The 25,827-nt window shown below is 70.3% G+C and carries 21 protein-coding genes; 11 read left to right on the top strand and 10 right to left on the bottom strand.

The genetic code is table 11. The features are described 5' to 3' along the window. Positions 1-40 precede the first annotated feature (40 nt). Positions 41-1,741: an acyl-CoA mutase large subunit family protein gene (locus ACWD3E_RS37100; protein WP_451391911.1), complete on the top strand. Its 1,701-nt coding sequence runs from the start codon at positions 41-43 to the stop codon at positions 1,739-1,741. A gap of 52 nt (positions 1,742-1,793) precedes the next feature. Here ACWD3E_RS37100 and ACWD3E_RS37105 read toward each other — a convergent pair whose 3' ends face one another. Next, positions 1,794-2,471 carry a TetR/AcrR family transcriptional regulator gene (locus tag ACWD3E_RS37105; RefSeq protein ID WP_451391912.1) on the bottom strand — a complete coding sequence of 226 codons (678 nt, stop codon included), beginning with the start codon at positions 2,469-2,471 and terminating at the stop codon, positions 1,794-1,796. Between the two features lie 208 nt (positions 2,472-2,679). Between ACWD3E_RS37105 and ACWD3E_RS37110 the strand changes: the two genes are divergently transcribed. The 4 genes from ACWD3E_RS37110 to ACWD3E_RS37125 all read left to right on the top strand — a co-directional run bounded on the left by ACWD3E_RS37110 (position 2,680) and on the right by ACWD3E_RS37125 (position 7,103). Further along, positions 2,680-3,651, top strand: coding sequence for a tetratricopeptide repeat protein (locus ACWD3E_RS37110; protein WP_451391913.1), 972 nt, complete (start codon positions 2,680-2,682; stop codon positions 3,649-3,651). Positions 3,652-4,295: 644 nt separating this feature from the next. Next, the gene (locus ACWD3E_RS37115) at positions 4,296-4,934 is read left to right on the top strand and encodes a DUF6230 family protein (protein ID WP_451391914.1); all 639 of its coding nucleotides are present in this window, start codon (positions 4,296-4,298) and stop codon (positions 4,932-4,934) included. A 116-nt stretch (positions 4,935-5,050) separates the two neighbouring features. Continuing rightward, positions 5,051-5,629 (top strand): DUF6114 domain-containing protein, encoded by a 579-nt coding sequence (locus ACWD3E_RS37120; RefSeq protein ID WP_451391915.1) that lies wholly within the window; start codon positions 5,051-5,053, stop codon positions 5,627-5,629. Continuing rightward, entirely contained in the window at positions 5,619-7,103 is a 1,485-nt protein-coding gene (locus ACWD3E_RS37125) for a hypothetical protein (RefSeq protein ID WP_451391916.1), read from the top strand. Before ACWD3E_RS37120 ends, ACWD3E_RS37125 begins: the two co-directional genes overlap by 11 nt. A gap of 118 nt (positions 7,104-7,221) precedes the next feature. Here the strand turns inward: ACWD3E_RS37125 and pyk are convergent, their stop codons facing one another. The 3 genes from pyk to pta all read right to left on the bottom strand — a co-directional run bounded on the left by pyk (position 7,222) and on the right by pta (position 12,083). Further along, entirely contained in the window at positions 7,222-8,652 is a 1,431-nt protein-coding gene (gene pyk / locus ACWD3E_RS37130; RefSeq protein ID WP_451391917.1) for a pyruvate kinase, read from the bottom strand. Positions 8,653-8,781: 129 nt separating this feature from the next. Next, positions 8,782-9,984, bottom strand: coding sequence for an acetate kinase (locus ACWD3E_RS37135; protein ID WP_451391918.1), 1,203 nt, complete (start codon positions 9,982-9,984; stop codon positions 8,782-8,784). Between the two features lie 23 nt (positions 9,985-10,007). Continuing rightward, positions 10,008-12,083, bottom strand: a complete 2,076-nt coding sequence (gene pta, locus ACWD3E_RS37140) for a phosphate acetyltransferase (RefSeq protein WP_451391919.1) — start codon at positions 12,081-12,083, stop codon at positions 10,008-10,010. Between the two features lie 198 nt (positions 12,084-12,281). Here pta and ACWD3E_RS37145 point away from each other — a divergent pair, with 198 nt between their 5' ends. Then, entirely contained in the window at positions 12,282-13,307 is a 1,026-nt protein-coding gene (locus tag ACWD3E_RS37145) for an ATP-dependent 6-phosphofructokinase (protein ID WP_451391920.1), read from the top strand. Here the strand turns inward: ACWD3E_RS37145 and ACWD3E_RS37150 are convergent. Both ACWD3E_RS37150 and ACWD3E_RS37155 read right to left on the bottom strand, forming a co-directional pair. Beyond that, a complete protein-coding gene (locus tag ACWD3E_RS37150; RefSeq protein ID WP_451391921.1) occupies positions 13,304-13,993 on the bottom strand; it encodes a helix-turn-helix domain-containing protein in 690 nt (229 codons plus the stop codon). The genes ACWD3E_RS37145 and ACWD3E_RS37150 overlap by 4 nt on opposite strands. Before the next feature lie 142 nt (positions 13,994-14,135). Further along, positions 14,136-14,993: a 5'-methylthioadenosine/S-adenosylhomocysteine nucleosidase gene (locus ACWD3E_RS37155; RefSeq protein ID WP_451391922.1), complete on the bottom strand. Its 858-nt coding sequence runs from the start codon at positions 14,991-14,993 to the stop codon at positions 14,136-14,138. A 33-nt stretch (positions 14,994-15,026) separates the two neighbouring features. On the opposite strand from ACWD3E_RS37155, the gene ACWD3E_RS37160 reads away from it, so the two are divergent. Both ACWD3E_RS37160 and ACWD3E_RS37165 read left to right on the top strand, forming a co-directional pair. After that, positions 15,027-15,584, top strand: a complete 558-nt coding sequence (locus tag ACWD3E_RS37160; protein WP_451391923.1) for a hypothetical protein — start codon at positions 15,027-15,029, stop codon at positions 15,582-15,584. Further along, a complete protein-coding gene (locus ACWD3E_RS37165) occupies positions 15,581-17,767 on the top strand; it encodes a tetratricopeptide repeat protein (RefSeq protein WP_451391924.1) in 2,187 nt (728 codons plus the stop codon). Before ACWD3E_RS37160 ends, ACWD3E_RS37165 begins: the two co-directional genes overlap by 4 nt. Here the strand turns inward: ACWD3E_RS37165 and ACWD3E_RS37170 are convergent. Next, a complete protein-coding gene (locus tag ACWD3E_RS37170) occupies positions 17,649-18,341 on the bottom strand; it encodes a response regulator (protein WP_451391925.1) in 693 nt (230 codons plus the stop codon). The two genes, ACWD3E_RS37165 and ACWD3E_RS37170, sit on opposite strands and share 119 nt — an antisense overlap. Next, positions 18,338-19,957 (bottom strand): sensor histidine kinase, encoded by a 1,620-nt coding sequence (locus ACWD3E_RS37175; RefSeq protein ID WP_451391926.1) that lies wholly within the window; start codon positions 19,955-19,957, stop codon positions 18,338-18,340. Before ACWD3E_RS37175 ends, ACWD3E_RS37170 begins: the two co-directional genes overlap by 4 nt. Before the next feature lie 120 nt (positions 19,958-20,077). Here ACWD3E_RS37175 and ACWD3E_RS37180 point away from each other — a divergent pair, with 120 nt between their 5' ends. Further along, positions 20,078-21,487 (top strand): cation:dicarboxylate symporter family transporter, encoded by a 1,410-nt coding sequence (locus ACWD3E_RS37180; protein WP_451391945.1) that lies wholly within the window; start codon positions 20,078-20,080, stop codon positions 21,485-21,487. A gap of 100 nt (positions 21,488-21,587) precedes the next feature. Here the strand turns inward: ACWD3E_RS37180 and ACWD3E_RS37185 are convergent, their stop codons facing one another. Next, complete coding sequence (locus ACWD3E_RS37185; RefSeq protein ID WP_451391927.1) at positions 21,588-22,211, bottom strand: TetR/AcrR family transcriptional regulator; 624 nt, start codon at positions 22,209-22,211, stop codon at positions 21,588-21,590. Between the two features lie 160 nt (positions 22,212-22,371). Here ACWD3E_RS37185 and ACWD3E_RS37190 point away from each other — a divergent pair, with 160 nt between their 5' ends. Together ACWD3E_RS37190 and ACWD3E_RS37195 are read left to right on the top strand one after the other, a co-directional pair. Then, positions 22,372-24,057 (top strand): MFS transporter, encoded by a 1,686-nt coding sequence (locus ACWD3E_RS37190; RefSeq protein WP_451391928.1) that lies wholly within the window; start codon positions 22,372-22,374, stop codon positions 24,055-24,057. Between the two features lie 132 nt (positions 24,058-24,189). After that, the gene (locus ACWD3E_RS37195) at positions 24,190-24,954 is read left to right on the top strand and encodes a DUF2127 domain-containing protein (RefSeq protein ID WP_451391929.1); all 765 of its coding nucleotides are present in this window, start codon (positions 24,190-24,192) and stop codon (positions 24,952-24,954) included. Here the strand turns inward: ACWD3E_RS37195 and ACWD3E_RS37200 are convergent. After that, the gene (locus ACWD3E_RS37200) at positions 24,951-25,826 is read right to left on the bottom strand and encodes an aldo/keto reductase (protein ID WP_451391930.1); all 876 of its coding nucleotides are present in this window, start codon (positions 25,824-25,826) and stop codon (positions 24,951-24,953) included. The genes ACWD3E_RS37195 and ACWD3E_RS37200 overlap by 4 nt on opposite strands. Position 25,827 lies beyond the last annotated feature (1 nt).

Genomic DNA, 25,827 nt, shown 5'->3' on the forward strand with positions numbered 1-25,827 from the left:
GCCATCGACATTTACTAGGACGTCCAAGTAAATTTGAACCATGCACCCTGACGCCATCGAGGAGGGCCGCCGCCGCTGGCAGGCCCGCTACGACTCTGCCCGCAAGCGCGACGCGGACTTCACCACGCTCTCCGGCGATCCCGTGGAGCCGGTGTACGGTCCCCGACCGGGGGACACATACGAGGGCTTCGAGCGGATCGGCTGGCCCGGGGAGTACCCCTTCACGCGCGGCCTCCATCCGACCGGCTACCGCGGCCGCACCTGGACGATCCGGCAGTTCGCCGGGTTCGGCAACGCCGAGCAGACCAACGAGCGGTACAAGATGATCCTCGCCGCCGGCGGCGGGGGCCTGTCCGTGGCCTTCGACATGCCGACGCTCATGGGGCGGGACTCGGACGATCAGCGCTCGCTCGGCGAGGTCGGGCACTGCGGGGTCGCCATCGACTCGGCCGCCGACATGGAGGTCCTGTTCAAGGACATCCCGCTCGGTGACGTCACGACGTCGATGACGATCAGCGGGCCGGCCGTACCCGTCTTCTGCATGTACCTCGTCGCCGCCGAGCGGCAGGGTGTCGATCCGGGGGTGCTCAACGGCACGCTCCAGACCGACATCTTCAAGGAGTACATCGCTCAGAAGGAGTGGCTCTTCCAGCCCGAGCCCCATCTGCGGCTCATCGGCGACCTGATGGAGTACTGCGCGGCGGGCATCCCCGCGTACAAGCCGCTGTCCGTGTCCGGCTACCACATCCGTGAGGCGGGGGCGACGGCCGCGCAGGAGCTGGCGTACACGCTCGCCGACGGGTTCGGGTACGTGGAGCTGGGGCTCTCGCGCGGGCTGGACGTGGACGTGTTCGCGCCGGGGCTCAGCTTCTTCTTCGACGCGCACGTCGACTTCTTCGAGGAGATCGCCAAGTTCCGTGCGGCGCGCCGTATCTGGGCGCGCTGGATGCGGGACGTGTACGGCGCGAAGAGCGAGAAGGCGCAGTGGCTGCGCTTCCACACGCAGACCGCCGGTGTCTCGCTGACCGCTCAGCAGCCGTACAACAACGTGGTCCGTACGGCCGTGGAGGCGCTGGCCGCCGTGCTCGGCGGGACCAACTCGCTGCACACCAACGCCCTGGACGAGACCCTCGCGCTGCCGAGCGAGCAGGCCGCCGAGATCGCCCTGCGCACGCAGCAGGTGCTGATGGAGGAGACCGGGGTCGCCAACGTGGCCGACCCGCTGGGCGGTTCGTGGTACATCGAGCAGCTGACGGACCGTATCGAGGCCGACGCGGAGAAGATCTTCGACCAGATCAAGGAGCGGGGCCTGAGGGCGCACCCGGACGGGCAGCACCCGATCGGGCCGATCACCTCCGGGATCCTGCGCGGGATCGAGGACGGGTGGTTCACCGGGGAGATCGCGGAGTCCGCCTTCCGGTACCAGCAGGCGCTGGAGAAGGACGAGAAGCGGGTCGTCGGCGTCAACGTCCACACGGGCTCTGTCACCGGGGATCTGGAGATCCTGCGGGTCAGCCACGAGGTGGAGCGGGAGCAGGTCCGCATCCTCGGTGAGCGCAAGGCGGCGCGGGACGAGGCGGCGGTGCGCTCCGCGTTGGACGCGATGCTGGGTGCTGCGCGCTCGGGTGCCAACATGATCGAGCCGATGCTGGATGCGGTGCGTGCCGAAGCCACGTTGGGTGAGATCTGTGGGGTGCTGCGGGACGAGTGGGGTGTTTACACGGAGCCGGCCGGGTTCTGAGCCGGTGCTGTGATGGGCGTACCAGGGGGCTCCGCCCCCTGGACCCCCGGACCTATGCCCACCCTCCCCCACGCTCGACTTCGCTCGCGCGGGGGGACCCCCATCCCGAATCCGTCGGCTGTGAAGCGAGGCCCAGCAGTAGTACCCGCGTGAGGTCGCGCACCCATTCCTCGTCCGCGGGTTTTCCGCTCACCAGGGTGCGGTGGACCACTGCGCCCGCCACCATGTCGAAGATCAGGTCCACCGTGCGGTCGGCCTCGCACGGGTCCGGTTCCTGGGGGAGTTCGCCGCGCTGCTGGGCCCGCGCGCGGCCCTCCAGGACCAGCCGCTTCTGGCGGTCCACGATGGAGTCGCGGATGCGTTCGCGCAGGGCGTCGTCCCGGGTCGACTCCGCCACCACGGCCATGAGGCCGCTCTTCGCCTCCGGGCGGGCCAGGATGGCCGCGAACTGGAGGACCACGCCCTCTATGTCGGCGGCGAGGCTGCCGCGGTCGGGGAGTTCGAGTTCGTCGAACAGTTCCGCCACCGCGTCGACCACCAGCTCGTTCTTGCCCGCCCAGCGGCGGTACAGCGTCGTCTTCGCAACCCCGGCCCGCGTGGCCACATCTCCGAGGGTGAGCTTCGACCAGCCCAGTTCGACCAGCGCCTCCCGCGTGGCGGCCAGGATCGCGGTGTCCGCGGCGGCGCTGCGCGGGCGTCCTGTGCGGCCGGTGGAGGTGCGGTTCTGCATCCCAAGACCATAACTGGCGGAATCTGTGCGGCCGTGAGGGAGATCACCGGGGAGTGGTGTCGCGCCCGGTCCCGGTGGCATTACGCTACGAGTCGTAGCGAAAGCTCGTGATGGACGTTCACGAGCTTCGACCATCGGCGTGGGGTGGGGACCCGGCGCCGTCACCGGCCTTTTTCATTCATGCGCGGGAACGGGGGAGGATAGGCACATGCAGCCACGGAACATGTCCATGAGCGGCGTCGTCGACCTCGCCGCGGTGAAGGCGGCCCAGGAGGCCAAGGCCAAGGCCGAGCAGACGCGCGCCGAAGCCGCCCGCCAGGGCGGGACGGGGGCCGTCTCCCCGGCCGATCTCGTGATCGACGTCGATGAGGCAGGGTTCGAGCGGGATGTCATCCAGCGCTCCGCCGAAGTACCCGTCGTCATCGACTTCTGGGCCGAGTGGTGTCAGCCCTGCAAGCAGCTGAGCCCGGTCCTGGAGCGGCTGGCCGTCGAGTACAACGGGCGCATCCTCCTCGCCAAGATCGACGTTGACGCCAACCAGCTGCTGATGCAGCAGTTCGGGGTGCAGGGCATCCCGGCCGTGTTCGCCGTCGTCGCGGGTCAGGCCCTGCCGCTCTTCCAGGGTGCCGCCGGCGAACAGCAGATCCGCCAGACCCTGGACCAGCTGGTGCAGGTCGCCGAGCAGCGGTTCGGGCTGACCGGCCTGACCGTCGACCCGGACGCCCAGCCGGGCGACGCCGGGCAGGCCGAGGCGCCGGCGGGGCCGTACGAGGCCGCGCTGAACGCCGCCGCGCAGGCGCTGGACGCGGGTGACCTGGGCGGCGCCGTCCAGGCGTACAAGAACGTGCTGGCCGACGACCCGACGCACCCCGAGGCCATGCTGGGCCTCGCCCAGGCCGAGCTGCTCCAGCGGGTCCAGGGCATGGATCCGCAGCAGGTGCGCAAGGACGCGGCCGAGAAGCCGGCCGACCCCGCGGCGCAGATCGCCGCGGCCGATCTTGACCTGGTGGGCGGTCATGTCGAGGACGCCTTCGGGCGGTTGATCGAGACCGTGCGGCGCACACAGGGTGACGACCGCGATGCGGTGCGGCGTCGGCTGCTGGAGCTGTTCGAGGTCGTCGGGGCCGAGGACCCGCGGGTGATCGGGGCGCGCCGGGCACTTGCGCGGGCGTTGTTCTGAGCGTCGCCGAGATGGCCGTTCTGACCCTGGGTGACCGCCGCGGGTTGTGATGGCCGGGTGAAAGATCTGCCGACGCACCGTCATGGTGGCCCCGCTTTGCCAAATCTTGGCAATCGGGACCCCTGTTACTCGCAGTAAATCAGGGCCGTTGATCTGTCTGGTTTTGTCCAGGGATCAACGGCTTTGTTCTGGGGTATGGCGCGACCGAGCGTCGCTTTCCGAGGCCAACGAGCCGTCCTTCGGTTATCGGGCCGTTACTAGCGAGTAACGAACCCCCTTGTGCAGGCGGCGAGAATGCACCACGATCGGCGACGCTCGGTCCATTCCCGTACCCCGGCAACCGGTCGGGTCGCGGGAGAATCTGGGTCCCCACCGAGCAGAGCCGGCGGCAGTGGCGCCGGGTCTAGGGCAGGGGGGTCTTCGCTCTACGGCGAAGCCTGTCCAGCAAGGTTGTGCGTGATGCGTGTCAGGCGCGACCAGTGGTTGTCGCTCGGGGGTGATCGCCGGTGATTCGGGCGCTGTTCGTGCCTCCGAGTTCGGGCGCTCTCCTTCCCGAGGACGTAGCACTTCTCCCATCCCTGCCCGGCTGAGCCGCCTCCGCGGCGATTCCAGGCCAGGAGATGTACGTCCGAGAAGGAGGAAATATGGAGTCCCAGGTGCGTGGCGGGACCAGATGGAAGCGGTTCGCTGTGGTCATGGTGCCCAGCGTCGCCGCCACGGCTGCGATAGGTGTCGCCCTCGCGCAGGGCGCTCTCGCTGCCTCGTTCAGCGTGTCCGGCCAGTCGTTCAAGGTGTCTGCCGACCAGCTGGTGGGTACCGGCTTCGAGCAGTACGCCGCTCTCGACAACGGCTACACGCTGTCCGGTGACAAGACGGCCCACCCGGTGGCCGTCTCGGCGTTCAAGCACGCCGAGATCACCAACCTCTGCCAGTCCGTGGTCACGCCGAACGTGCCGTTCTTCGGCAACGTCAGCCTGATCCTGCGGGCCGGCGGCGCGGGTCACGACAAGGTCCAGGCCGACAACATCTACATCGATGTCGCCGACCTCGACGCCGACGCGACCTTCAACAACATCGACATCGGCGTGGCCGCCAAGGATGCCGGCAAGGGTCCGGGCATGAAGGGCGGCGGCGAGCAGGCCAACCCCTACGGCTTCGCGCAGCAGGCCGACTCGGCCACGCTGGACAACGTGAAGCAGACGGCGTGGGCGACCACGGCCGGCACCTTCAAGCTCAGTGGCCTTCACATGTCGCTGTCGACGGGTGTCAAGGAGTGCTACTAGGCACTCGATGACGGGCGGGGGAGCCGGTGGCGCCCCCGCCCGTCCCCACTCCGGCCGCGTCTTCACGCGCGGCACACATCACCACCACAGCAACGCCGCACCAGGGAGCTGTTTCCATGAGCGCCGAGACTCCTGCCGCCGTACCCGGCCAGTTCACCACCCGGAGGCTGCAGTTCCGCGCCTGGCGGGGCTCGCGTCCGTTCTGGGCCGGACTGTTCGTCATGATCGGCGGAGTTCCGATCATGTACTTCCCGTACGCACATCTCCAGCTGGGGCATCTGACGCTGGCGATGTCGACCACCGCGGGAGCCGGATCCCTGATCATCGGCGTGCTGCTCGAGGTCCTGGGCATCAGCCTCTGGTTCCAGAAGCACGTACGGACCTTCGCCGGAGTCGCCGCGATCCTGCTGGCGCTGGTGTCCATCCCCGTGGCCAACTTCGGCGGCTTCGGCATGGGCTTCCTGTTCGCCCTGATCGGCGGAGCGATGGCCGTGGCCTGGGTGCCGGGCGTGTCTCCGCAGCCGCAGCCGGAGGCCGAGGTGGCCCCGGCCGAGGCGCCCCCGGCCGAGGTCGGTGCCCCCGAGGCGGTGCCCCTGGCGCACGAGGGCACGCACGGGACGAGCGAGTCGAACGACCTGTCAGGAACAGGAACGAACCCGGCCAACGGGGCGAACGGGAGGCACAGTGCCGGCTGACGAGGTGGCCCGCGGGAGCGATGTGGACGCGTCCCAGGCAAGAACCGGGCCCCGCCACGCGGCACCCAGGAAGCCGCTGTTCACCAGGTTCCACATGCCGGCGGGCAAGGCGATAGCCACCGTGGCGATGCCGACCGCGGTCCTCATGGGCATGGGCTTCACGTCCTCGCTCGCCCTTGCGGACAACGGCAGCACAGCGCCGACGTCCAACAGCCAGAAGGCCGCGGACTACAAGGACTGCGTCGCGGCGCTGGACGGCTCCAAGAGCGCCTCGGCCTCGCCGTCGCCCTCCGCGAGCAAGTCCTCCGACACGGCCACGCCTACGCCCTCGGCGTCCCCGGACGCCAAGAAGACGTCGGACTCGGGTTCCACGGGTTCCACGGGTTCCACGGGTTCGACAGGTTCCTCGGGTTCCAGCGACAAGGCCACGCCCGCGCCCACGCCGACCTCGGATTCCTCGGGCTCCGGCTCGGGCTCCGGCTCGGGTTCGGGATCGTCGGGCTCCGGTTCGGGCACGGGTACGTCCGGTTCCTCGGGCTCGGGCACGTCGACCTCCACGGGGTCCCAGAGCAGCGGCGGGGGCGTGCTGGGCACCCTCGGCGACACCCTCGGTGACACGCTCGGCGGCCTGGTCAACGGGGTCACCGGCGGCCAGAAGGACTCCGCCACGCCGTCGGCGAGCCCGTCGCCGTCCGCGTCCGAGCCGACGTCCTCGTCGGGGTTGTTGTCGTCCTCCTCGTCTTCTTCGGCCACGCCGTCCCCGGGTACGTCGTCCTCGTCGTCCGACTCGTCGACGAGCGCCAAGGACTCCGGCGGCAGCGTCACCGGCACCGTCACGGACACCGCCTCCAAGGCGGCCAAGACGGTCACGGACACCGCGCAGGGCGCCACCGACACGGCCTCCAAGACGGCCGGCGACGCCACGCAGGCGGCCAAGGACACGGCGGGTTCGGCCACGGCCACGCCCAGCCCGTCCGACAGCGCGAGCCCCTCGGCGGCCAACTGCGAGGCGGCCACGACGGACGTCAGCGGTGTCGACAACAAGGTGCCGGTGGCGGACGACCCCTGGTACCTGGACGCCAGCTCCCTGCTGCTCAAGGGCGCCGACTACCAGGGCATCGTGGAGGTGAAGACGGCGAACGGCACCACCAAGAAGGTGCTGAAGTACGTCATCTCCGACGGCACCGACATCGGCGACCTGCACCAGACGGTGAACGACAAGCTCACGGGCAAGATCTACCACGTGCAGGCGTCCGCGGGCTCGACGTCCACCATCCGGGGCGGCCAGACCGTGATGTACACCGAGAAGATCTCCGGGAACCTCTTCGGTCTGATCCCGGTGACCTTCAGCCCGGACAGCCCGCCCCCGCTGAACATCCCGCTGATCTACTTCACCCATGTGAAGGTGGTCCAGGCGGCGCAGTTCGGCGGCAACCTGCACATTCCCGGTATGCACGTGTACACGACCGGCTGACCGGTCGCACCAGCCCGTTCGGGAGCCGCACAAGGCTGAGGGGCGCCCCCCAATTCCGGGGGGCGCCCCTCAGCGCCGTACATGGACTGCAACGGCCCGCAAAGCCCTTGCGGGCCGGTCAGTTGCCTTCGCCGCCGCCGAGGTGGTGGACGCGCAGCATGTTGGTGGTGCCGGGGACCCCGGGGGGCGAGCCGGCGGTGATGATGACGGTGTCGCCCGCGTCGAAGCGGCCCAGCTTGGCGACTTCCTGGTCCACCAGGTCGACCATCTCGTCGGTGGTGGCCACGAAGGGCACCACGTGCGACTCGACGCCCCAGCTGAGGGTCAGCTGGTTGCGGGTGGACTCGTCCGTGGTGAAGGCGATGATCGGCTGGGTCGCGCGGTAGCGGGAGAGCCGGCGCGCGGTGTCACCGGACTGGGTGAAGGCGATCAGGCCCTTGCCGCCGAGGAAGTCGGCGATCTCGCAGGCCGCGCGGGCGACCGAACCGCCCTGCGTGCGCGGCTTCTTGCCGGGAACGAGCGGCTGCAGGCCCTTGCTGAGCAGCTCCTCCTCGGCCGCCTTGACGATCTTCGACATCGTCTTGACGGTCTCGACCGGGTACGCGCCCACGCTCGACTCGGCCGACAGCATGACCGCGTCGGCGCCGTCCAGGATCGCGTTGGCCACGTCGGAGGCCTCGGCGCGGGTCGGGCGGGAGTTGGTGATCATCGACTCCATCATCTGGGTCGCCACGATCACCGGCTTGGCGTTGCGCCGGCACATCTCCACCAGGCGCTTCTGCACCATCGGGACCTTCTCCAGCGGGTACTCGACGGCGAGGTCACCGCGGGCCACCATGACGGCGTCGAACGCCGCGACGACTTCCTCCATGTTCTCGACCGCCTGCGGCTTCTCCACCTTGGCGATCACCGGGACCCGGCGGCCCTCCTCGTCCATCACGCGGTGGACGTCCTGCACGTCCTTGGCGTCCCGGACGAAGGACAGCGCGACCATGTCGCAGCCCATGCGGAGGGCGAAGCGGAGGTCCTCGATGTCCTTCTCGCTCAGCGCGGGCACGTTGACGGCCGCGCCGGGCAGGTTGATGCCCTTGTGGTCGGAGACGACACCGCCCTCGATGACGATCGTCCTGACCCGCGGGCCCTCGACGTCCAGGACCTTGAGCTCGACGTTGCCGTCGTTGATCAGGACCTGGTCGCCGCGCGAGACGTCGCCCGGCAGCCCCTTGTACGTCGTACCGCAGATGTGCCTGTCGCCAGGGATGTCCTCGGTCGTGATGACGAACTCGTCACCGCGTTCCAGCTCGACCGGACCCTCGGCGAAGGTCTCCAGGCGGATCTTCGGGCCCTGCAGGTCGGCGAGGACACCGATGGCCTTGCCGCACTCCTTGGACGCGGCCCGGACGCGGTCGTACCGCGCCTGGTGCTCGGCCTGGGTGCCGTGGCTGAAGTTGAACCGGGCCACATTCATGCCCGCCTCGATCATGGCGACGAGCATCTCGTGGGAGTCGACCGCGGGGCCGAGAGTACAGACGATTTTCGAACGGCGCATGGGGCGATCCTATCGGTTTGTTTCGCGGCGGAATATTCCGTCTGGCGGAAGATACAAATGGGCGGACATGCGCTCAGGCGTGTTACTGCGGTGTATTGCTCAGCTCCCACGCGGCGGAGCCGCATATTGTTACTGCCCGACCAGCGCGTACGTCTGTGTGGCGATCTCCAGTTCCTCGTCGGTGGGCACCACGGCGACGGCCACCCGCGCGGACTCGGGGGAGATCAGCCGCGGCTCACCGCTGCGTACGGCGTTCAGCTCGGCGTCGACCGCGAGGCCGAGCCCCTCCAGGCCCGCGATCGCAGCTTCTCGCACCGGCGCCGCGTTCTCGCCGACCCCCGCCGTGAACGCGACCGCGTCCACCGTGCCGAGTACCGCGTAATAGGCGCCGATGTACTTCTTGAGCCGGTGAATGTAAATCTCGAAGGCGAGCGCGGCCTCTTCGTCGCCCTCGTCGATGCGGCGTCGGATCTCGCGCATGTCATTGTCCCCGCAGAGACCGAACAGACCGCTCCTCTTGTTGAGAAGAGTGTCGATCTCGTCCATGGACATTCCGCCAACGCGCGCCAAATGGAAGATGACCGCCGGATCCAGGTCACCGGACCGCGTCCCCATCACGAGCCCCTCCAGCGGCGTCAGCCCCATGGAGGTGTCCACGCAGCGGCCCTTCTCCACCGCGGAGGCGGAGGCGCCGTTGCCGAGGTGCAGCACGATGACGTTGACCTCGGACGGGTCCTTGCCCAGCAGCCGCGCGGTCTCCCGGGAGACGTACGCGTGCGAGGTGCCGTGGAAGCCGTAGCGGCGGATGCGGTGCCGGTCCGCGACCTTCGGATCGATCGCGTAGCGGGCCGACGACTCCGGCATGCTCGTGTGGAACGCGGTGTCGAAGACCGCGACCTGCGGCAGGTCCGGGCGCAGAGCCTGCGCGGTGCGGATGCCGGTGAGGTTGGCCGGGTTGTGCAGCGGTGCGACCGGGATCAGCCGCTCGATCTCGGTGAGCACCTCCTCGTCGATCACGGTGGGCTCGGTGAAGAACATCCCGCCGTGCACCACCCGGTGCCCGATCGCGGCCAGCTCCGGCGAGTCCAGGCCCAGGCCGTCCCGGGCCAGCTCCTCGGCGACCGCCTTGAGGGCGGCGTCGTGGTCGGCGATCGGCCCGTTCAGCTCACGGGTCTCGCCGGTGCTCACGCGGGTGTGCTTGAGCCGGGAGGTCTGCTCGCCGATGCGCTCGACCAGGCCGACCGCGAGCCGGCTCGCGTCGCGCATGTCGAGCAGCTGGTACTTCACCGACGAGGAGCCGGAGTTGAGGACGAGGACGCGGTTCGCAGTCACGGTGAATCGATGGCTCTCTGTGGTCAGTTGGCGGGCGTCTGGGCCTGGATCGCCGTGATGGCGACGGTGTTGACGATGTCCTGGACGAGCGCGCCCCGGGACAGGTCGTTGACCGGCTTGCGCAGACCCTGCAGGACCGGGCCGACGGCGATCGCGCCGGCCGAGCGCTGCACGGCCTTGTAGGTGTTGTTACCTGTGTTGAGGTCCGGGAAGATCAGAACCGTTGCCTGCCCGGCGACCTCGGAGCCCGGCAGCTTGGTCGCGGCGACCGACGGCTCCACGGCCGCGTCGTACTGGATCGGCCCCTCGATCTTCAGATCGGGCCGCCGCGAGCGCGCCAGCTCGGTGGCCTCGCGCACCTTGTCGACGTCGGCGCCCGAGCCGGACGTACCGGTGGAGTACGACAGCATCGCGATCCGCGGGTCCACGCCGAACCGGGCGGCCGTTCCCGCCGCCTGGACGGCGATGTCCGCGAGCTGCTCGGCGTTCGGGTCCGGGTTGACCGCGCAGTCGCCGTAGACCAGCACCTTGTCGGCCAGGCACATGAAGAAGACGGAGGAGACGATCGAGGACTCCGGCTTCGTCTTGATGATCTCGAAGGCGGGCCGGATGGTGGCCGCCGTGGAGTGCACCGAGCCCGACACCATGCCGTCGGCCAGGCCCTCCTGGACCATCAGGGTGCCGAAGTAGTTCACGTCCGCGACGACGTCGTAGGCCAGCTCCACGGTCACGCCCTTGTGGGCGCGCAGCTTGGCGTACTTCTCGGCGAAGGCGTCGCGCAGCTCGGAGGTGGCCGGGTCGATCAGCTGGCTGTCGCCGAGGTCGATGCCGAGGTCGGCCGCCTTCTTGCGGATCTGGTCGGCCGGCCCGAGCAGCGTCAGGTCGCACACCCCGCGGCGCAGCAGCACCTCGGCCGCGTGCAGCACACGCTCCTCGGTGCCCTCCGGCAGCACGACCCGCCGCTTGTCGGAGCGGGCCTGCTCCAGCAGCTTGTGCTCGAACATCATCGGGGTGACCCGGTCGTCGCTCGGCGCCGAGACCCGGCGGGCCAGGGCGGCGGTGTCCGCGTACCGCTCGAACAGGCCGAGCGCCCGCTCCGCCTTGCGCGGGGTGGCCGCGGTCATCTTCCCCTCCAGGGAGAAGAGCTGCTCGGCGGTGGGGAAGCTGGTGCCGGGGACCGAGATCACCGGGGTGCCCGGGGCGAGGCGGGCGGCGAGGGTGAGGATCTCCTCGCGCGGCACCTCGTTCAGGGTCAGCAGTACGCCGGCTATCGGCGGGGTGCCGGCGCTGTGCGCGGCCAGCGCGCCGACGACCAGGTCGGCCCGGTCGCCGGGCGTGACCACCAGGCAGCCCGGGGTCAGCGCGCCCAGGAAGTTCGGCAGCATCGCACCGCCGAAGACGAAGCCCAGCGCGTCCCGGGCGAGCCCCGAGTCGTCGCCGAGCAGCACCTTGGCGTCCAGGGACTGGGCGATCTGGGCGACCGTCGGCGCGGACAGCGCGGGCTCGTCCGGCAGCACGTACGAGGGCACGGGCAGCCGGTTCACGAGCCGCTCGGCGATCTCGTCGCGGTCCTCGCGGGCCACCCGGTTGGCGACCATGGCCAGCACGTCGCAGCCCAGCCCGTCGTAGGCCCGGTAGGCGTTGCGGGTCTCCGCCAGCACGGACTCCGCCGTCTGCCCGCGACCGCCCACCACCGCGATCACCGACGCGCCGAACTCGTTGGCCAGGCGGGCGTTGAGGGCCAGCTCGTCCGGGAGCTGGGTGTCGGCGAAGTCCGTGCCGAGCACGAGGACGACGTCGTAGTCCCGGGCCACCCGGTGGAAGCGGTCGACCAGGGTGGAGACCAGCTCGTCGGTGCCCTGTTCGGCCTGGAGCGTGGACGCCTCGTGGTAGTCCATGCCGTAGACGGTCGCCGGGTCCTGGGAGAGGCGGTACCGCGTCCGCAGCAGCTCGAACAGCCGGTCGGGCACGTGGTGCACGAGCGGGCGGAAGACACCCACTCGGTCGACCTGCCGGGTCAGGAGTTCCATGACTCCCAGCTCCACGACCTGGCGGCCGTCGCCGCGGTCGATCCCGGTCACGTACACGCTGCGCGTCACGTGTGCACCCCGATCCCTGTGTCTCGTCTCCGGCGTAAAAGTCTCAGGCATAAAAATCGCCCACCAAGGTGAGCAGAACCCTCTTGACAATACCCCCGGTGCCGGATAAGGCGCCCGTCAAGACTTCACCCCTCCGGCAGACGTGAAAGAATCGGAACCGGCTCACAGGTACCGAAAGCGAGCAGGAGACACAGCACGATGCGCATCGGAGTTCTCACCGCAGGCGGCGACTGCCCCGGCCTGAACGCCGTGATCCGGTCCGTCGTGCACCGGGCGGTGGCGCAGTACGGCGACGAGGTCATCGGCTTCGAGGACGGCTACCGGGGTCTGCTCGACCGCCACTACCGCTCCCTCGACCTGGACGCGGTCAGCGGCATCCTGGCCCGCGGCGGCACCATCCTCGGCTCCTCCCGCCTGGAGCGCGACCGGCTGCGCGAGGCCTGTGACAAGGCCACCGACATGGTCGCGGAGTTCGGCATCGACGCGCTGATCCCGATCGGCGGCGAGGGCACCCTGACGGCGGCCCGCATGCTCTCCGACGCGGGCCTGCCGGTCGTCGGCGTCCCCAAGACCATCGACAACGACATCTCCTCCACCGACCGCACCTTCGGCTTCGACACCGCGGTCGGCGTGGCCACGGAGGCGATGGACCGCCTGAAGACCACGGCCGAGTCCCACCAGCGCGTGATGGTCGTCGAGGTCATGGGCCGGCACGCCGGCTGGATCGCCCTGGAGTCCGGCATGGCCGCCGGCGCCCACGGCATCTGCCTGCCCGAGCGCCCCTTCGACCCCGCCGACCTGGTCAAGATGGTCGAGGAGCGCTTCGCCCGCGGCAAGAAGTTCGCGGTCGTCTGCGTCGCCGAGGGCGCCCACCCCGCCGAGGGCACCATGGACTACGGCAAGGGCGAGATCGACCAGTACGGCCACGAGCGCTTCCTGGGCATCGGCACCGCGCTGGCGTACGAGCTGGAGCGCCGCCTCGGCAAGGAGGCCAAGCCGGTCATCCTCGGCCACGTCCAGCGCGGCGGCGTCCCGACCGCCTACGACCGCGTCCTCGCCACCCGCTTCGGCTGGCACGCCGTCGAGGCCGCGCACCGCGGCGAGTTCGGCAGGATGACCGCGCTGCGTGGCACCGACATCGTGATGGTGCCGCTCGCGGAGGCGGTCACCGAGCTGAAGACGGTCCCGAAGGACCGGATGGACGAGGCGGAGTCGGTCTTCTAACCGGTCCTGTTCCCGACCGCCGCCCAGAAGTTCTCGACAATCCGGCCGAGGAACTCCTCACCGGACGCACTGGCGCCCCTGCTGCCGCCACCCCAGCTGAGGGTGGCGGCCATGTGCCCCTGATAGTCCTGGTGCAGCTCCTGCAGGACGTCCTCCAGGACGCCCCTGTCCAGGGGTACCAGCTTCATCACCGGCCGCACATACGCCTGCCAGCGGGTGCTCATCGCGCTGTGCAGCAGGTCGGCGAGCTTCGCCTCGCGGCCCGTGACGGCCACGAAGTCGGGCAGGGCCAGTTGCAGCGCCCGAGCGAGCGCGGCCGACTGCCGCTCGTTGCCGTGCCAGGTACCGCTCTCCTCCATCCGCAGATACGCCGGGAGGTCGATGCCGACGGCGCGGGCCATGTCCTCCGGCGCGATCCCGCGGGCGATGCGGTGCTCGCGCAGGGTGCGGGGCCGTCCGATGAGTTCCCCCGGAGAACACCACAACACCCCCGCGAGGGCAGTGAGTTCGGGGCTGCTCGGGGAGGCGGTGCCGCGCTCCCAGGCGATCACGAGGTCGGGCGTGACGTACGGCAGGCCGTACGAGGCCCGCATGCCGTAGGCGACGTGCTCGGGCCCCATGCCGAGGTTGGCACGGAGCCTGCGGGCGGCCGGGGCGTTGAACGGAGGAGCTGAGGGTTGGCGCACCCCGCACAAGGTAGGGGTGTGCGAACGTGATGACTACAGTCGGTTCCACCGAGATCACGGATCGTAGAATCGTACGTCTTGATCGCGGCGGGCGAGCCGGCACCCGGTGTCACCCCGCGATGACCTGGCGTTACCTGCGGTACTACCCTCGTCCGACCTGCTTGCCGATGACGGGCCCGTTGAAGGTCGCGCCCCGGAAGTCGATGTGGTCGCCCCCGTGGCCTCCGTGGGATCCCTCCTCGGAGCCGGAGGATTCGCCGGGACCGGCACTCCCGCCCCGGCCCCGGTACTTGCGCAGCACCGCCATCGCCACGGCCGCCGCCTGCGCCGCCGCCCGCTCCTGCGAACCTCCGGCGTCGTCCGCGTCCTTGTCGGCGTTGGTGCGGTCGCTGATGCCCCGGACGACCAGGGCGTCCCGGCCCTCCAGATGGGCCGCGTGGGCCGCTCCCGAGCCCTCCATCTCGAAGGCCGCCGTGTCGTTGTAGTTCTCGCGTATCTGCCGGGCGATCTCGGACTCGTCGTCGGCCAGGACCACGTCCCCCGTGGCGATCGGCTTGAAGTGCGCCCGTACGTCCGGCATGTCCCGCACCGCCGAACGCGCCGCCTGCACCAGCGCATTGGAGCCGTGCCACGCGTCCGGGCGCACCAGCGTCCTCCCGGGCGTCACCTTGCCGCCGTGGACGGCGTACACCTTGGTGCTGACGACGACGTCACCGAGACCGATGTCCGGCTTGAGGCTGCCGGCCACGCCGACGAACAGGACGGCCTGCGGGCGCAGCCAGCCGATGAGCGACGCGGTGAGTGCCGCGGTGTTCCGGGCGCCCTCGCCCAGTTCGGCGGCGGCGACGTGCCACGGGGTGCCGGGCAGGCGGCCCACTTCGACGATGGTGCCGTTGCCGGGGTGGGTCCGCTCCTTCCGCTCCTCGATGTACGTGCGCACCGCCGCGTATTCCAGCGCGAGTGCGGTCAGGACGAGAACGGTGGGCTGAGTCTCCGGCACACTCTTAAGGTACTGCCGGGGGAAGGGGTTGGAGTGCCGGAACGAGACGTCAGCGTGGGGCAGTTGCTGCTCACCGAGTACCAGACGATCAAGGACGAGCAGAAGACGCGGATCGGGTTCCGGGACAACCTGCTGTACGTCACCCTCACCGTGGTGGCCGCGGTGATCGCCGCCGCGGCCCAGGCCAAGCGGACGGAGATGCTGCTCGCGCTGCCGCCGGTGTGCGTCGTGCTCGGGTGGACGTATCTGGTCAACGACCAGAAGATCTCTGCTATCGGGGCTTATGTGCGGGGGCAGTTGGGGCCTCGGCTGGCGGAACTGGTGCAGGCGGAGGGCGCCGAGGTCTTCCAGTGGGAGGTCGCGCACCGCGGGGATGCTCGGCGCTTCTCCCGGAAGGTCGTGCAGTGCGTGGTCGACCTGCTGGCCTTCTGCGTCGTGCCGTTGGGCGCGCTGGTCGTGTACTGGGCGGGGGGTGACGTCTCGGCAGGGCTGGGGACGCTGTCCGTGCTGGAGGCGGTCGCTGTGGCGGGGCTGGGGGTGTACATCGTCCAGTACGCCTTGCCCTTCGGGTCGGGGGGTGGTTCGAGGTGAGCGATCACATCGACTTCCAGGGCGGGGAGTTCCGCGGGACGGTCATCGGGAAGGCGGAGTACCGGCAACAGGCGTCGGCACCGACCGCGCTGGACGCGCTGCCGCCGCGGGCGGCGGGATTCACGGGGCGGGACGGGGAGTTGGTGCGGCTGCGGATCGCGCTGGATCGCGCCGGCTGCGATCAGGCTGTCCTTGTCACCGCGGTGTCCGGGCTCGGCGGCATCGGTAAGACGGCGCTGGCGGTGGAGGCGGCGTACGCGGCGCGGGAGGCGGGCTGGTTTCCGGGTGGCGTTCTGTTCGTGGACCTGCACGGGTACGACGACACACCCGTCACCGCCGACCAGGCCCTCCAGTCGCTGCTGAGGGCGCTCGGGGTCGAGCCGGAGCACATTCCGACGACGGCGGACGAGCGGGCGGGGCTGTACCGCTCGCTGCTGGCCGAGCGGGACGCGGTGTTGATCGTCGCCGACAACGCGTCGTCGCCGGACCAGGTACGGCCACTGCTGCCCGGGGGCGGGCGGCACCGGGTACTGGTCACTTCACGGGACCGACTGCCCCAACTGGGCGCCCGGCTCGTGCCGTTGGACCAGCTCACGCCCCAGGCGGCGTACGAACTCCTTGACCGGGTCCTGCGTATCGCCGACCCGGAGGACTGCCGGATCGCCGAGGAGCCGGACGCGGCGGCCCGTCTGGCCGACCTGTGCGGATGCCTGCCGCTGGCCTTGCAGATCGCGGCGGCATTGCTGGCGGAGGATCCGGGCAAGTCGGCGGCGGAGCTGGCGGAGGAACTGGCCATGTCGCACGACAGGCTCGCTCCCCTCGATGACGGCGACCGGAGTGTCCGTGCCGCCTTCGACCTGTCCTACCGCAGGCTTCCGGCCGAGCAGGCCCGCCTGCTGCGCCTGCTCGCGCTCGCGCCGGGTCCGGAGGCGAGCGAGGAGGTCGCGGCTGCGCTGGTGGGGACGGAGGCCCCGCCGCTGCGGGAGCTGAAGGCGCTGGCGCGGGCGCATCTCGTGGAACGGGGGAGCGAGCGCGACCGGTGGCGGATGCACGACCTGGTGCGGGCGTTCGGGGCGGGAGCGGCGGTCGCGGACGCCGCGTTGCGGGAGGAGTCCGAGGCCGCGCGGGAGCGTGTGCTGGAGTACTACGTGCGGTGGGCCGATGCAGCCGAGGACCGATTGCAGTGGCTGCCGGGCAAGCCGGAGGTGGAACTGTTCGCGGACCGGCGACAGGCGCTGGCGTGGCTTGACGGGCAGCGGGCGGGGCTGGTGGCGGCGATGTCGTGGGCTCAGGAGGAGCGATACAGGGCCCCGGCGTTGAAGCTGGCCCCGAGCCTGGGGCTGTATCTGAATTGGCGACGGCACTTCGCGGACTGGGTTGCTGTCAGCCGTGCCGCACAGGAGGCTGCACACCGCGCCGGGGACGCCGCCAACGAGGCCACGTCGTTGATCGACCTGGGCTTCGCCCTGTTGAAGACGGGATCGGTGGAGGAGGCGGTGGATGCCCAGACTCGTGCCCGCGACCTCTGTCAGGCCGTGGGGGACCCCGCCGAAGAGGCCAGGGCCTGGAACCTCCTCGGCATTGCCCTGCGGGAGGCGGGCCGGGAGGAGGAGGCGATAGAGGCCCACATTCGCGCTCGCGATCTGTATCAGGCCAAAGGGGGTCGTCACAGTGAGGCCCAGGCGTGGCACAACCTGGGCAACTCCCTGTATGTGGCGAGTCGGTGGGAGGAGGCGATCGAGGTCCAGAATCGCGCTCTCGACCTGTACCGGGACACTGGGGATCGCTACCGTGAGGCCCAGGTGTGGCACAACCTGGGCAACTCCCTGCGTGCAGCTGGTCGAGTGGACGAGGCGATCGAGGCATACGGCAAGGCTCTGAAGGTCGACCGGGAGTTCGAGGACTGGTACGGGACAGGCATGAGCCTTGCGGGCCTGGCTCAGGCGTTTCTGAAAGCCGGCCGTCCGGCCGAGGCCCGAGCCCACTGGCTCCGCTCCGCCGACGCCTACACCCAAGCCCACGCTCCCACAGAAGCTGACCGATCCCGCGCCAGGGCAGCCGCCCTCACCGCCCCTGAACCACCCACCGATACACCAACTCCGGTCTCCCCACCTGCCCGTACAGCGGCTTCCGCGCCGCCCGGCCCGCCTCCACCAGGTGCTCCAGATACCGCCGAGCCGTGATCCGCGAGATCCCCACGGCCACCGCGACCCCCGCCGCCGTGAGCCCTTCCTCCGCCTCCCGCAGAGCCGAAGTCACCCGCTCCAACGTCGGCCCGCTCAACCCTTTCGGCAGCGCCGCAGGCGACGGCGCCCGCAGGGCCGCCAGCGCTCGGTCCACCTCGTCCTGGCCGCTCGCCTCGCCCGCCGCGCCGCGGAATTCCGCGTACCGCACCAGCCGGTCCCGCAGCGTGGCGAACGTGAACGGCTTCAGGACGTACTGGACGACGCCCAGTGAGACGCCCTCGCGGACCACGGCCAGGTCCCGCGCCGACGTCACCGCTATGACGTCCGCGTGATGCCCCGCCGCCCGCAGGGAACGGGCGAACTGCAAGCCGTGCACGTCCGGCAGGTGCAGGTCCAGCAACAGCAGGTCCACGGGCGTACGGTCCAGGATCCGCCGCGCCTCCGCTCCCGTGTGCGCCTTGCCCACCGCCACGAACCCCGGCACCCTCCCGACGTAGAGCACATGCGCGTCCGCGGCGACCGGGTCGTCCTCCACCACGAGGACCCGGATCGGCTGCTGCTCGTGCGTCATGCGTCGCCACCCACCGCCGTACGCAGCGGCAGCCGTACCTCGAACACCGCGCCGCCCTCCTCGGCCTCCGTCACGCTCAACGTCCCCTCATGCCGTGTCACCGCCTGCCGCACCAGCGCGAGCCCCAGCCCGCGCCCGCCGGGCCCGGAGGGCTTCGTCGAGAACCCCCGCTGGAATACCAGGTCGGTGTGGGCCGAGTCGACCCCCGGGCCGGTGTCCGACACGCGTATCACCAGTTCGGCGTCCGATGCGTACGCCGTCACCGTCACCCGCGCCCGCACGCTGCCCTGTGCCGCGTCCACCGCGTTGTCGATGAGGTTGCCGAGGATGGTCACCAGGTCACGCGCGGACACACGCTCCGGCAGCAGGCCGTCGTCCAGGCGGCTGTCCGCCGACACCACCAGCTCCACGCCCCGCTCGTGCGCCTGTGCCGTCTTGCCCAGCAGCAGGGCCGCCAGCACCGGCTCGCCCACCGCTGCCACCACCTGGTCGGTCAGGGCCTGGGCCAGCTCCAGTTCAGCCGTCGCGAACTCCACCGCTTCCTCGGCCCGGCCCAGTTCGATCAGTGAGACGACCGTGTGGAGCCGGTTCGCCGCCTCGTGCGCCTGGGAGCGCAGGGCCTGCGTGAAGCCCCGCTCGGAGTCCAGCTCACCCATGAGGGACTGGAGTTCGGTGACATCGCGCAAGGTCACCACCGTGCCTCGGCGTTCGCCGCCGGACACCGGTGAGGTGTTCACCGCCAGTACCCGGGACGCGGCCAGGTGCACCTCGTCCACCCTGGGCCCGGAGGCCAGCAGCGCGCCCGTCAGGGGGGCGGGCAGGCCCAGGTCGGCGACCGAACGGCCGAGCACGTCCTCCTCGACCCCGACGCCCAGCAGCTCCCGGCCGCCGTCGTTGATCAGCGCCACCCTGTACTGCCCGTCCAGCAGCAGCAGGCCCTCCCGGACGGCGTGCAGGGCCGCCTCGTGGTAGTCGTACATCCGGCTCAGTTCGGCCGCGTTCATGCCGCGGGTGTGGCGGCGCAGCCGAGCGTTGATGACGTACGTGCCGACCGCGCCCAGCAGCAGGACGCCGCCCGCGACGCCGAGCAGGGCCGTGACCTGGCGCTGCATCCGGCGGCTTATCGCCTCGACCTTGATGCCGGCGCTCACCAGGCCGATCACGCGGCCGTTCTCCTCCACGGGCGTCACCGCGCGGACGGTCGGGCCGAGCGAGCCGGAGTGCGTCTCGGTGAAGGTGCGGCCGTGCTGGGCGGGGCCGATGTGGCCGGAGAAGCGCTTGCCGATGAGCGTCGGGTCCGGGTGCGTCCAGCGGATGCCGGACGGGTTCATGATCGTGACGAAGTCGACGTCCGTGTCCCGGATGACCCGGAGGGCGTACGGCTGGAGCTGCGCGCTGGGGTCGGGGGTGTGGATCGCCGAGCGGACCGCGGGGGAGTCGGCGATCGAGCGGGCCACCGCGGTCGCCCGGCCGGTCGCCGCGTCCACCGCCTGGCGCTGGTCGTTGACGTACGTGAACAGCGCGTAACCGGCCACCACCAACGCGAGCAGCACGGCCTGCATGGCGAAGAGCTGGCCCGCCAGGCTGCGTGGTCGGGGGAGGGTGGGAAAGCGCATGTCAGCAGTGTGCCTCTCCGCATAAGTGTGAACTAAATGAACGGAAGGGTGACCGCCGTCACAGGCCGGGAGATAGTCACGGCATCCCCCACAACCCCGGACGTGAGCCGCACGCCGGTGATGCCGACGAAGACGTCAAGGAGGGCAGCCGTGGCCGCCAGTTCCCCCGATACGGCACCTGCCGCACCCGCAGTGAAGCGGGACCGTACCCATTACCTGTACATAGCCGTCATCGTGGCGGTCGTGCTCGGTATCGCCGTGGGGCTCATCTGGCCCGATGCCGGAGTGCAGCTGAAGCCGCTGGGCGCGGGCTTCGTCAACCTGATCAAGATGATGATCTCGCCGATCATCTTCTGCACGATCGTGCTGGGCATCGGTTCCGTACGGAAGGCCGCCAAGGTGGGGGCCGTCGGCGGTATCGCCCTCGGGTACTTCCTGGTGATGTCGCTCGTCGCGCTCGCCATCGGGCTGGTCGTGGGCAATGTCCTGCACCCCGGTGACGGGCTGCACATCACCAACGCCATCAAGGCCTCCGGGCACGACCAGGTGTCTTCCGACGCGCTGCCGCCGGTCGACTTCGTGCTGTCGATCATTCCGAAGAGCTTCGTCTCCGCCTTCACCGAGGGCCAGGTGCTCCAGACGCTGCTGGTCGCGCTGCTCGCCGGGTTCGCGCTGCAGGCCATGGGACCGGTCGGGCAGCCGGTGCTGCGCGGCATCGAGCACATCCAGCGGCTCGTCTTCCGCATCCTGTCGATGGTCATGTGGGCCGCGCCGATCGGTGCCTTCGGCGCCATCGCCGCCGTCACGGGTTCGGCCGGTCTCGACGCGCTGAAGAGCCTCGCCGTGCTGATGTTCGGCTTCTACGTGACCTGCTTCCTGTTCGTCTTCATCGTGCTCGGTGCGCTGCTGCGGATCGTCGCGGGCCTGAACGTCCTCTCCCTCTTCAAGTACCTCGCCCGCGAGTTCCTGCTGATCCTGTCCACCTCGTCCTCCGAGTCCGCGCTGCCGCGGCTGATCGCGAAGATGGAGCACCTGGGCGTCAGCAAGCCGGTCGTCGGCATCACCGTGCCGACCGGCTACTCTTTCAACCTCGACGGCACCATGATCTACATGACCATGGCGTCCCTCTACATCGCCGACGCGCTCGGTACGCCGATGTCCGTCGGCGAGCAGATCCCGCTGCTGCTCTTCCTGCTGCTGGCCTCCAAGGGCGCGGCGGGCGTCAGTGGCGCCGGCCTCGCCACGCTGGCCGGCGGCCTCCAGTCGCACAAGCCCGCCCTGGTCGACGGCGTGGGCCTGATCGTCGGCATCGACCGCTTCATGAGCGAGGCGCGCGCCCTGACCAACTTCGCGGGCAACGCGGTGGCCACCGTGCTGGTGGGTACCTGGACGAAGGAGATCGACAAGGGCCGGGTCAAGCAGGTCCTCGCCGGCGAGCTGCCGTTCGACGAGACGACGCTGCTGGACGAGAACGAGGCCACGGCCGCCGAGCTTCCCGAGCCCCGGGACGGGGAGCTGACCAAGGCCTGACCCGCACAGCACACTCCGGACGCCCGGCCCCGCCTGAACCCGGGCCGGGCGTCCGGTCTCCCTCTCCCCGAAGGTTCCCCGGGGATTCCCAAGGGGTTCGCTACGACCCTTCACTCAACCTGGCCACCAGCTCGGTGGCCCTGGAGGCGGGTACGCCCGCCGCGGTCAGCAGGGTGACCGCGGCCGAGCGGCCCGCCTCCGCTGCTGTCAGCAGGCCGTCGTTCACCGCCTCCATCACCGCGAACAGCATCTGCTCGTGCACGTACGCCAGCGCCGGAGCGGCCAGTGGGGAGTCGAACACGCCCGTGTCCAGGCCGCGTTGGAGCGTGTGGACCTTCTTCTCGCGCAGTGGTGCGAGGCGTTCGCGGATGCCCTGCATGGTGACCGTGCGCTGGGCCAGGGCGACCAGCAGCCGGTAGCGGTCGGCGACCTCCCACAACGCGAGCACCGAGCGGGCCACGTCCTCCGCCGGGTCCTCCGCCTCCGCACGGACGCGCTCGGTGACCTCCAGCACCTCCGCCACCGCGCCGTCGACCAGCGTGGCGATCAGGGCCTCGCGGCTCGGGAAGTGGCCGTACACGGTCCGTCGTACGACCCCGGCGGCGCGCGCGATCTGGTCCATGGAGGCGTCGGGGTCGCGCAGCAGCTCTGCGAGGGCGACGTCGAGGATGCGGCGTCGGTTGGCGTCGGCGCGACTGGTGTTGCCGGTGGTCATGACGGTCATTCTGCACGCTCTCCTGACTTGCACAGTGCTGTGCAACCACGTACATTGCACATGTTTGTGCAATTGCACGCCACTGTGCAAATCACCGTGCAAGCGTGCACATCGCTGTGTGCCCCGCTGTGTGCGTCCCGTCGCGAATCCGAGGAAGGCGACCCCTGCCATGCGACTCGTCATGACCGAACCCGTCGAAAGGACGGAGCGCCCCTATGCCCGGCGCTGGTGGGCGCTGCTGGTGCTCTGCCTGAGCCTGCTGATCATCGTGATGGCCAACACCGCCCTCACGGTCGCGGCGCCCGGCATGACGAAGGACCTCGGGCTGTCCAGCGCCGACCTCCAGTGGGTGATCGACGGCTACACCGTCCCGTACGCGGCGCTGATGCTGCTGCTCGGCGCGATCGGCGACAAGTACAGCCGGCGCGGCGCGCTCGTGCTCGGGCTGACGGTGTTCGGCGGGGGCGCCGTCTTCGGGTACCTCGCCGACAGCTCCACGACCGTCATCGCCGCGCGTGCCGTCATGGGCGTCGGCGCGGCGCTCATCATGCCCGCCACGCTCTCGCTGCTCGCCGCGACCTTCCCGCGGGAGGAGCGCGCCAAGGCGATCACCCTGTGGACCGCCACCGCCGGTCTCGCCATCGCCGGCGGTCCGGTGGTCGCGGGCGCCCTGCTGCGCGACCACGGCTGGTCCTCGACCTTCCTGATCAACGTGCCCGTCGCGGCCGTGGCGATCGTCGGCGCCTTCGTCCTCGTGCCGCCGTCCAAGGCCGGTCACCACGACCGCATCGACTACGTCGGCGGCCTGCTGTCGGTGATCTGGACCGGCTCGCTCGTCTACATGATCATCGAGGGCCCGCACTTCGGCTGGGGCGTGAAGGCGATCACGGCGGCGGTCGTCGCGGGCGTGGGCCTGGCCGCCTTCGTCCTCTGGGAGCTGCGCACCCCCCGCCCGATCCTGGACGTACGCCGCTTCGCCTCCCGCCGGTTCGCGGGCTCCAACCTCGCCGTCGCCCTGTTCTTCCTCGCCGTCTTCGGCGCGTTCTACTACCTCACCCAGCACCTCCAGTTCGTCCTCGGCTACGACGCCCTGGAGACCGGCGTCCGCATGCTGCCGCTGGCCGGCGCGGTCTTCGTCGGCTCGGCGCTGACCGGCGTGCTCACCCCGCGCGTCGGCATGAAGTGGACCGTGAGCGCAGGCATGGTCGGCGGCACGACCGCGCTCGCCCTGCTGACCCGGGTGGACGCCGGCTCGACGTACACCGACTTCGTCGCGCCCCTGATCATCCTGGGCCTCGCCATCGGTCTCGCCCTCTCACCCTGCACCGACGCGATCATGGGCGCGTTCCCGGAGTCCGAGCTGGGCGTCGGCGGTGCGGTCAACGACACCTCGCTGGAGCTGGGCGGCTCCCTCGGCATCGCGATCCTCGGCTCGCTCCTCGCCACGTCGTACGGCAACCACCTGAGCGACGCCACCGCCGGCAGCAAGCTCCCGGCGAGCGCCCTGGACACCGCGCAGGACTCGGTCGGTGCCGGGTACGCTGTCGCGCAGGGCATCGGCGAGAAGGCCCACCGGCTGGCCGCGCAGGCGGCACACGCCAAGGACCCGCAGCAGGCCGCGCAGCTCAAGCAGCAGGCCGCCGAACTCGCCACGGGAGCCCGGCAGATGGCCGACGCGGTCGGCTCCGCCTTCTCCGACGCGGTGGCCCACACCAGCCTGGTCGGCGCGGTGATCCTCGGCATCGGCACGATCCTGGTCGCGGTCCTGCTGCCGCGCCGCGAGGCCCCGGCATCCGAGGTGAAGGAAATGGGGAAGGATGGAGAAAGGGAGCCGGTGGAGAGCGCGGCCGGCTGATCTCACCGTGCCTCTCCAGGGCCTCATCCACTAACGTGCCGCTCCGGATCAACCGGAACGGCACGTTCGTGCGTGGCGTCAGTACGTGTGAATCAGTACGAGTGAATCAGTACCTGCATGGAGGCACGGGGGATGAAGACCGACTGGGACCGGCGGCACTGCGCGCGCAAGGGGCACGTGACCTACGCGCCGGACGACCCGCGGCTGCGGATCCGGCTGCGCGCCGAGACCGCGCTGGGCGAGGTGTGGCGCTGCCTGCGCTGCGGCGACTTCGTGCTCGGTGAGCCGCACGGGTCGGGACCGGCCGCGGACGCCCCGCTCGTACCGCGCGGCAAGGTTCTCCGCGACCTCTTCATCCTCCGCTTCCTCGCGATCGAGCGCGCGGTCCGCGGCGTCTTCATCGTCCTGGTCGCGGCGGCGGTGTGGAAGTTCAGCAACAGCCAGGACGCGGTGCGCCGCCTGTTCAACGAATACCTGGACGTCTTCCGTCCGGTGTTCAAGCACTTCCACTACGACCTCGACCACTCTCCGGTCGTCGACTCGCTTCAGAAGGCTTTCGGGTACAAGCACAGCACCCTGCTGCTGGTGGCGGCCCTCCTCCTCGCCTACGCGCTCATCGAACTCGTCGAGGCGGTCGGCCTCTGGTACGCCAAGCGCTGGGCCGAGTACCTGACGGTGGTCGCCACCGCCGCCTTCCTCCCCCTGGAGATCTACGAACTCACCGAGCACGTCAGCTGGCTGAAGATCGCCACGCTCGTGCTGAACATCCTCGCGGTCCTCTACATCGCCCTGGCCAAGCGCCTGTTCGGCCTTCGCGGCGGGGCCAGGGCCTTCGAGGAGGAACGGCACAGCGCGTCCCTGATGGAGGTGGAGGAGTCGGCGGGCGTGACGGGCTAGGGGAGCCGCGCCAGCTCCTCCTCGGTCAGCTCCAGCTCGGCCGCCCCCGCCGAGTCCCGGATCGTCTCCGGGCGGCTCGCGCCCGGGATGGGGATCAGGGTCGGGGAGAGGGACAGCAGCCAGGCCAGGCAGACCTGTTGGGGGCTCACGCCGTGGTCGCGGGCCACCTCGTGGAACGCGGCGTACCGCGGCTCTGCCGTCTGCCCCGACGGGCCGTCCAGCGAGCTGCGGGAGATGCCGCCCAGCGGGCTCCACGGGAGGAACGCCAGGCCCAGGTCCGTGCACAGACGTAGCTGCGGGTCGCTCTCGCGGATCTCCGGGGAGTAGCGGTTCTGGACCGAGACCAGGCGGTCGCCGAGGATCGCGTGGGCGCGGTGGATCTGGTCCACGGTCACGTTGGAGAGGCCGGCCAGGCGGATCTTGCCCTCGTCGAGGAGGTCGCGCAGCGCGCCGACGGAGTCCTCGAAGGGTACGGCCGGGTCGGGCTTGTGGAGTTGGTAGAGGCCGATCGCCTCGACGCCCAGCCGCTTCAGGGAGGCCTCGGCCGCCGCCTTGAGGTGAGCCGGCGTGCCCGTCACCGTCCAGCTGCCGTCCGCAGGCCTGCCCCGGCCGCCCTTGGTGGCCACCAGGACGTCGTCGCGGTCGCCGCCGTACGTCGCGAGCGCGCGGGCCAGCAGGAGTTCGTTGTGGCCGGGGGGCCGGCCCGGGAGGTGGTAGGAGTCGGCGGTGTCCAGCAAGGTCACGCCCGCGTCCAGCGCCGCGTGGACCGTGGCGAGGGCGCGCCGCTCGTCGGGGTGGCCCTCGATCGACAGCGGCATGGCGCCCAGCCCGACCGCGCTCACCTTCAGCCCGCCAAGGGTGCGGTACCGCATG

Source organism: Streptomyces sp. NPDC002676 (assembly GCF_053592455.1).

Coding starts and splice junctions, on each gene's coding strand:
- ACWD3E_RS37100 (WP_451391911.1), top strand. CDS start 41: ATGCACCCTGACGCCATCGAGGAGGGCCGCCGCCGCTGGCAGGCCCGC.
- ACWD3E_RS37105 (WP_451391912.1), bottom strand. CDS start 2,471: ATGCAGAACCGCACCTCCACCGGCCGCACAGGACGCCCGCGCAGCGCC.
- ACWD3E_RS37110 (WP_451391913.1), top strand. CDS start 2,680: ATGCAGCCACGGAACATGTCCATGAGCGGCGTCGTCGACCTCGCCGCG.
- ACWD3E_RS37115 (WP_451391914.1), top strand. CDS start 4,296: ATGGAGTCCCAGGTGCGTGGCGGGACCAGATGGAAGCGGTTCGCTGTG.
- ACWD3E_RS37120 (WP_451391915.1), top strand. CDS start 5,051: ATGAGCGCCGAGACTCCTGCCGCCGTACCCGGCCAGTTCACCACCCGG.
- pyk (WP_451391917.1), bottom strand. CDS start 8,652: ATGCGCCGTTCGAAAATCGTCTGTACTCTCGGCCCCGCGGTCGACTCC.
- ACWD3E_RS37145 (WP_451391920.1), top strand. CDS start 12,282: ATGCGCATCGGAGTTCTCACCGCAGGCGGCGACTGCCCCGGCCTGAAC.
- ACWD3E_RS37170 (WP_451391925.1), bottom strand. CDS start 18,341: ATGACGCACGAGCAGCAGCCGATCCGGGTCCTCGTGGTGGAGGACGAC.
- ACWD3E_RS37175 (WP_451391926.1), bottom strand. CDS start 19,957: ATGCGCTTTCCCACCCTCCCCCGACCACGCAGCCTGGCGGGCCAGCTC.
- ACWD3E_RS37180 (WP_451391945.1), top strand. CDS start 20,078: ATGCCGACGAAGACGTCAAGGAGGGCAGCCGTGGCCGCCAGTTCCCCC.
- ACWD3E_RS37185 (WP_451391927.1), bottom strand. CDS start 22,211: ATGACCGTCATGACCACCGGCAACACCAGTCGCGCCGACGCCAACCGA.
- ACWD3E_RS37190 (WP_451391928.1), top strand. CDS start 22,372: ATGCGACTCGTCATGACCGAACCCGTCGAAAGGACGGAGCGCCCCTAT.
- ACWD3E_RS37195 (WP_451391929.1), top strand. CDS start 24,190: ATGAAGACCGACTGGGACCGGCGGCACTGCGCGCGCAAGGGGCACGTG.
- ACWD3E_RS37200 (WP_451391930.1), bottom strand. CDS start 25,826: ATGCGGTACCGCACCCTTGGCGGGCTGAAGGTGAGCGCGGTCGGGCTG.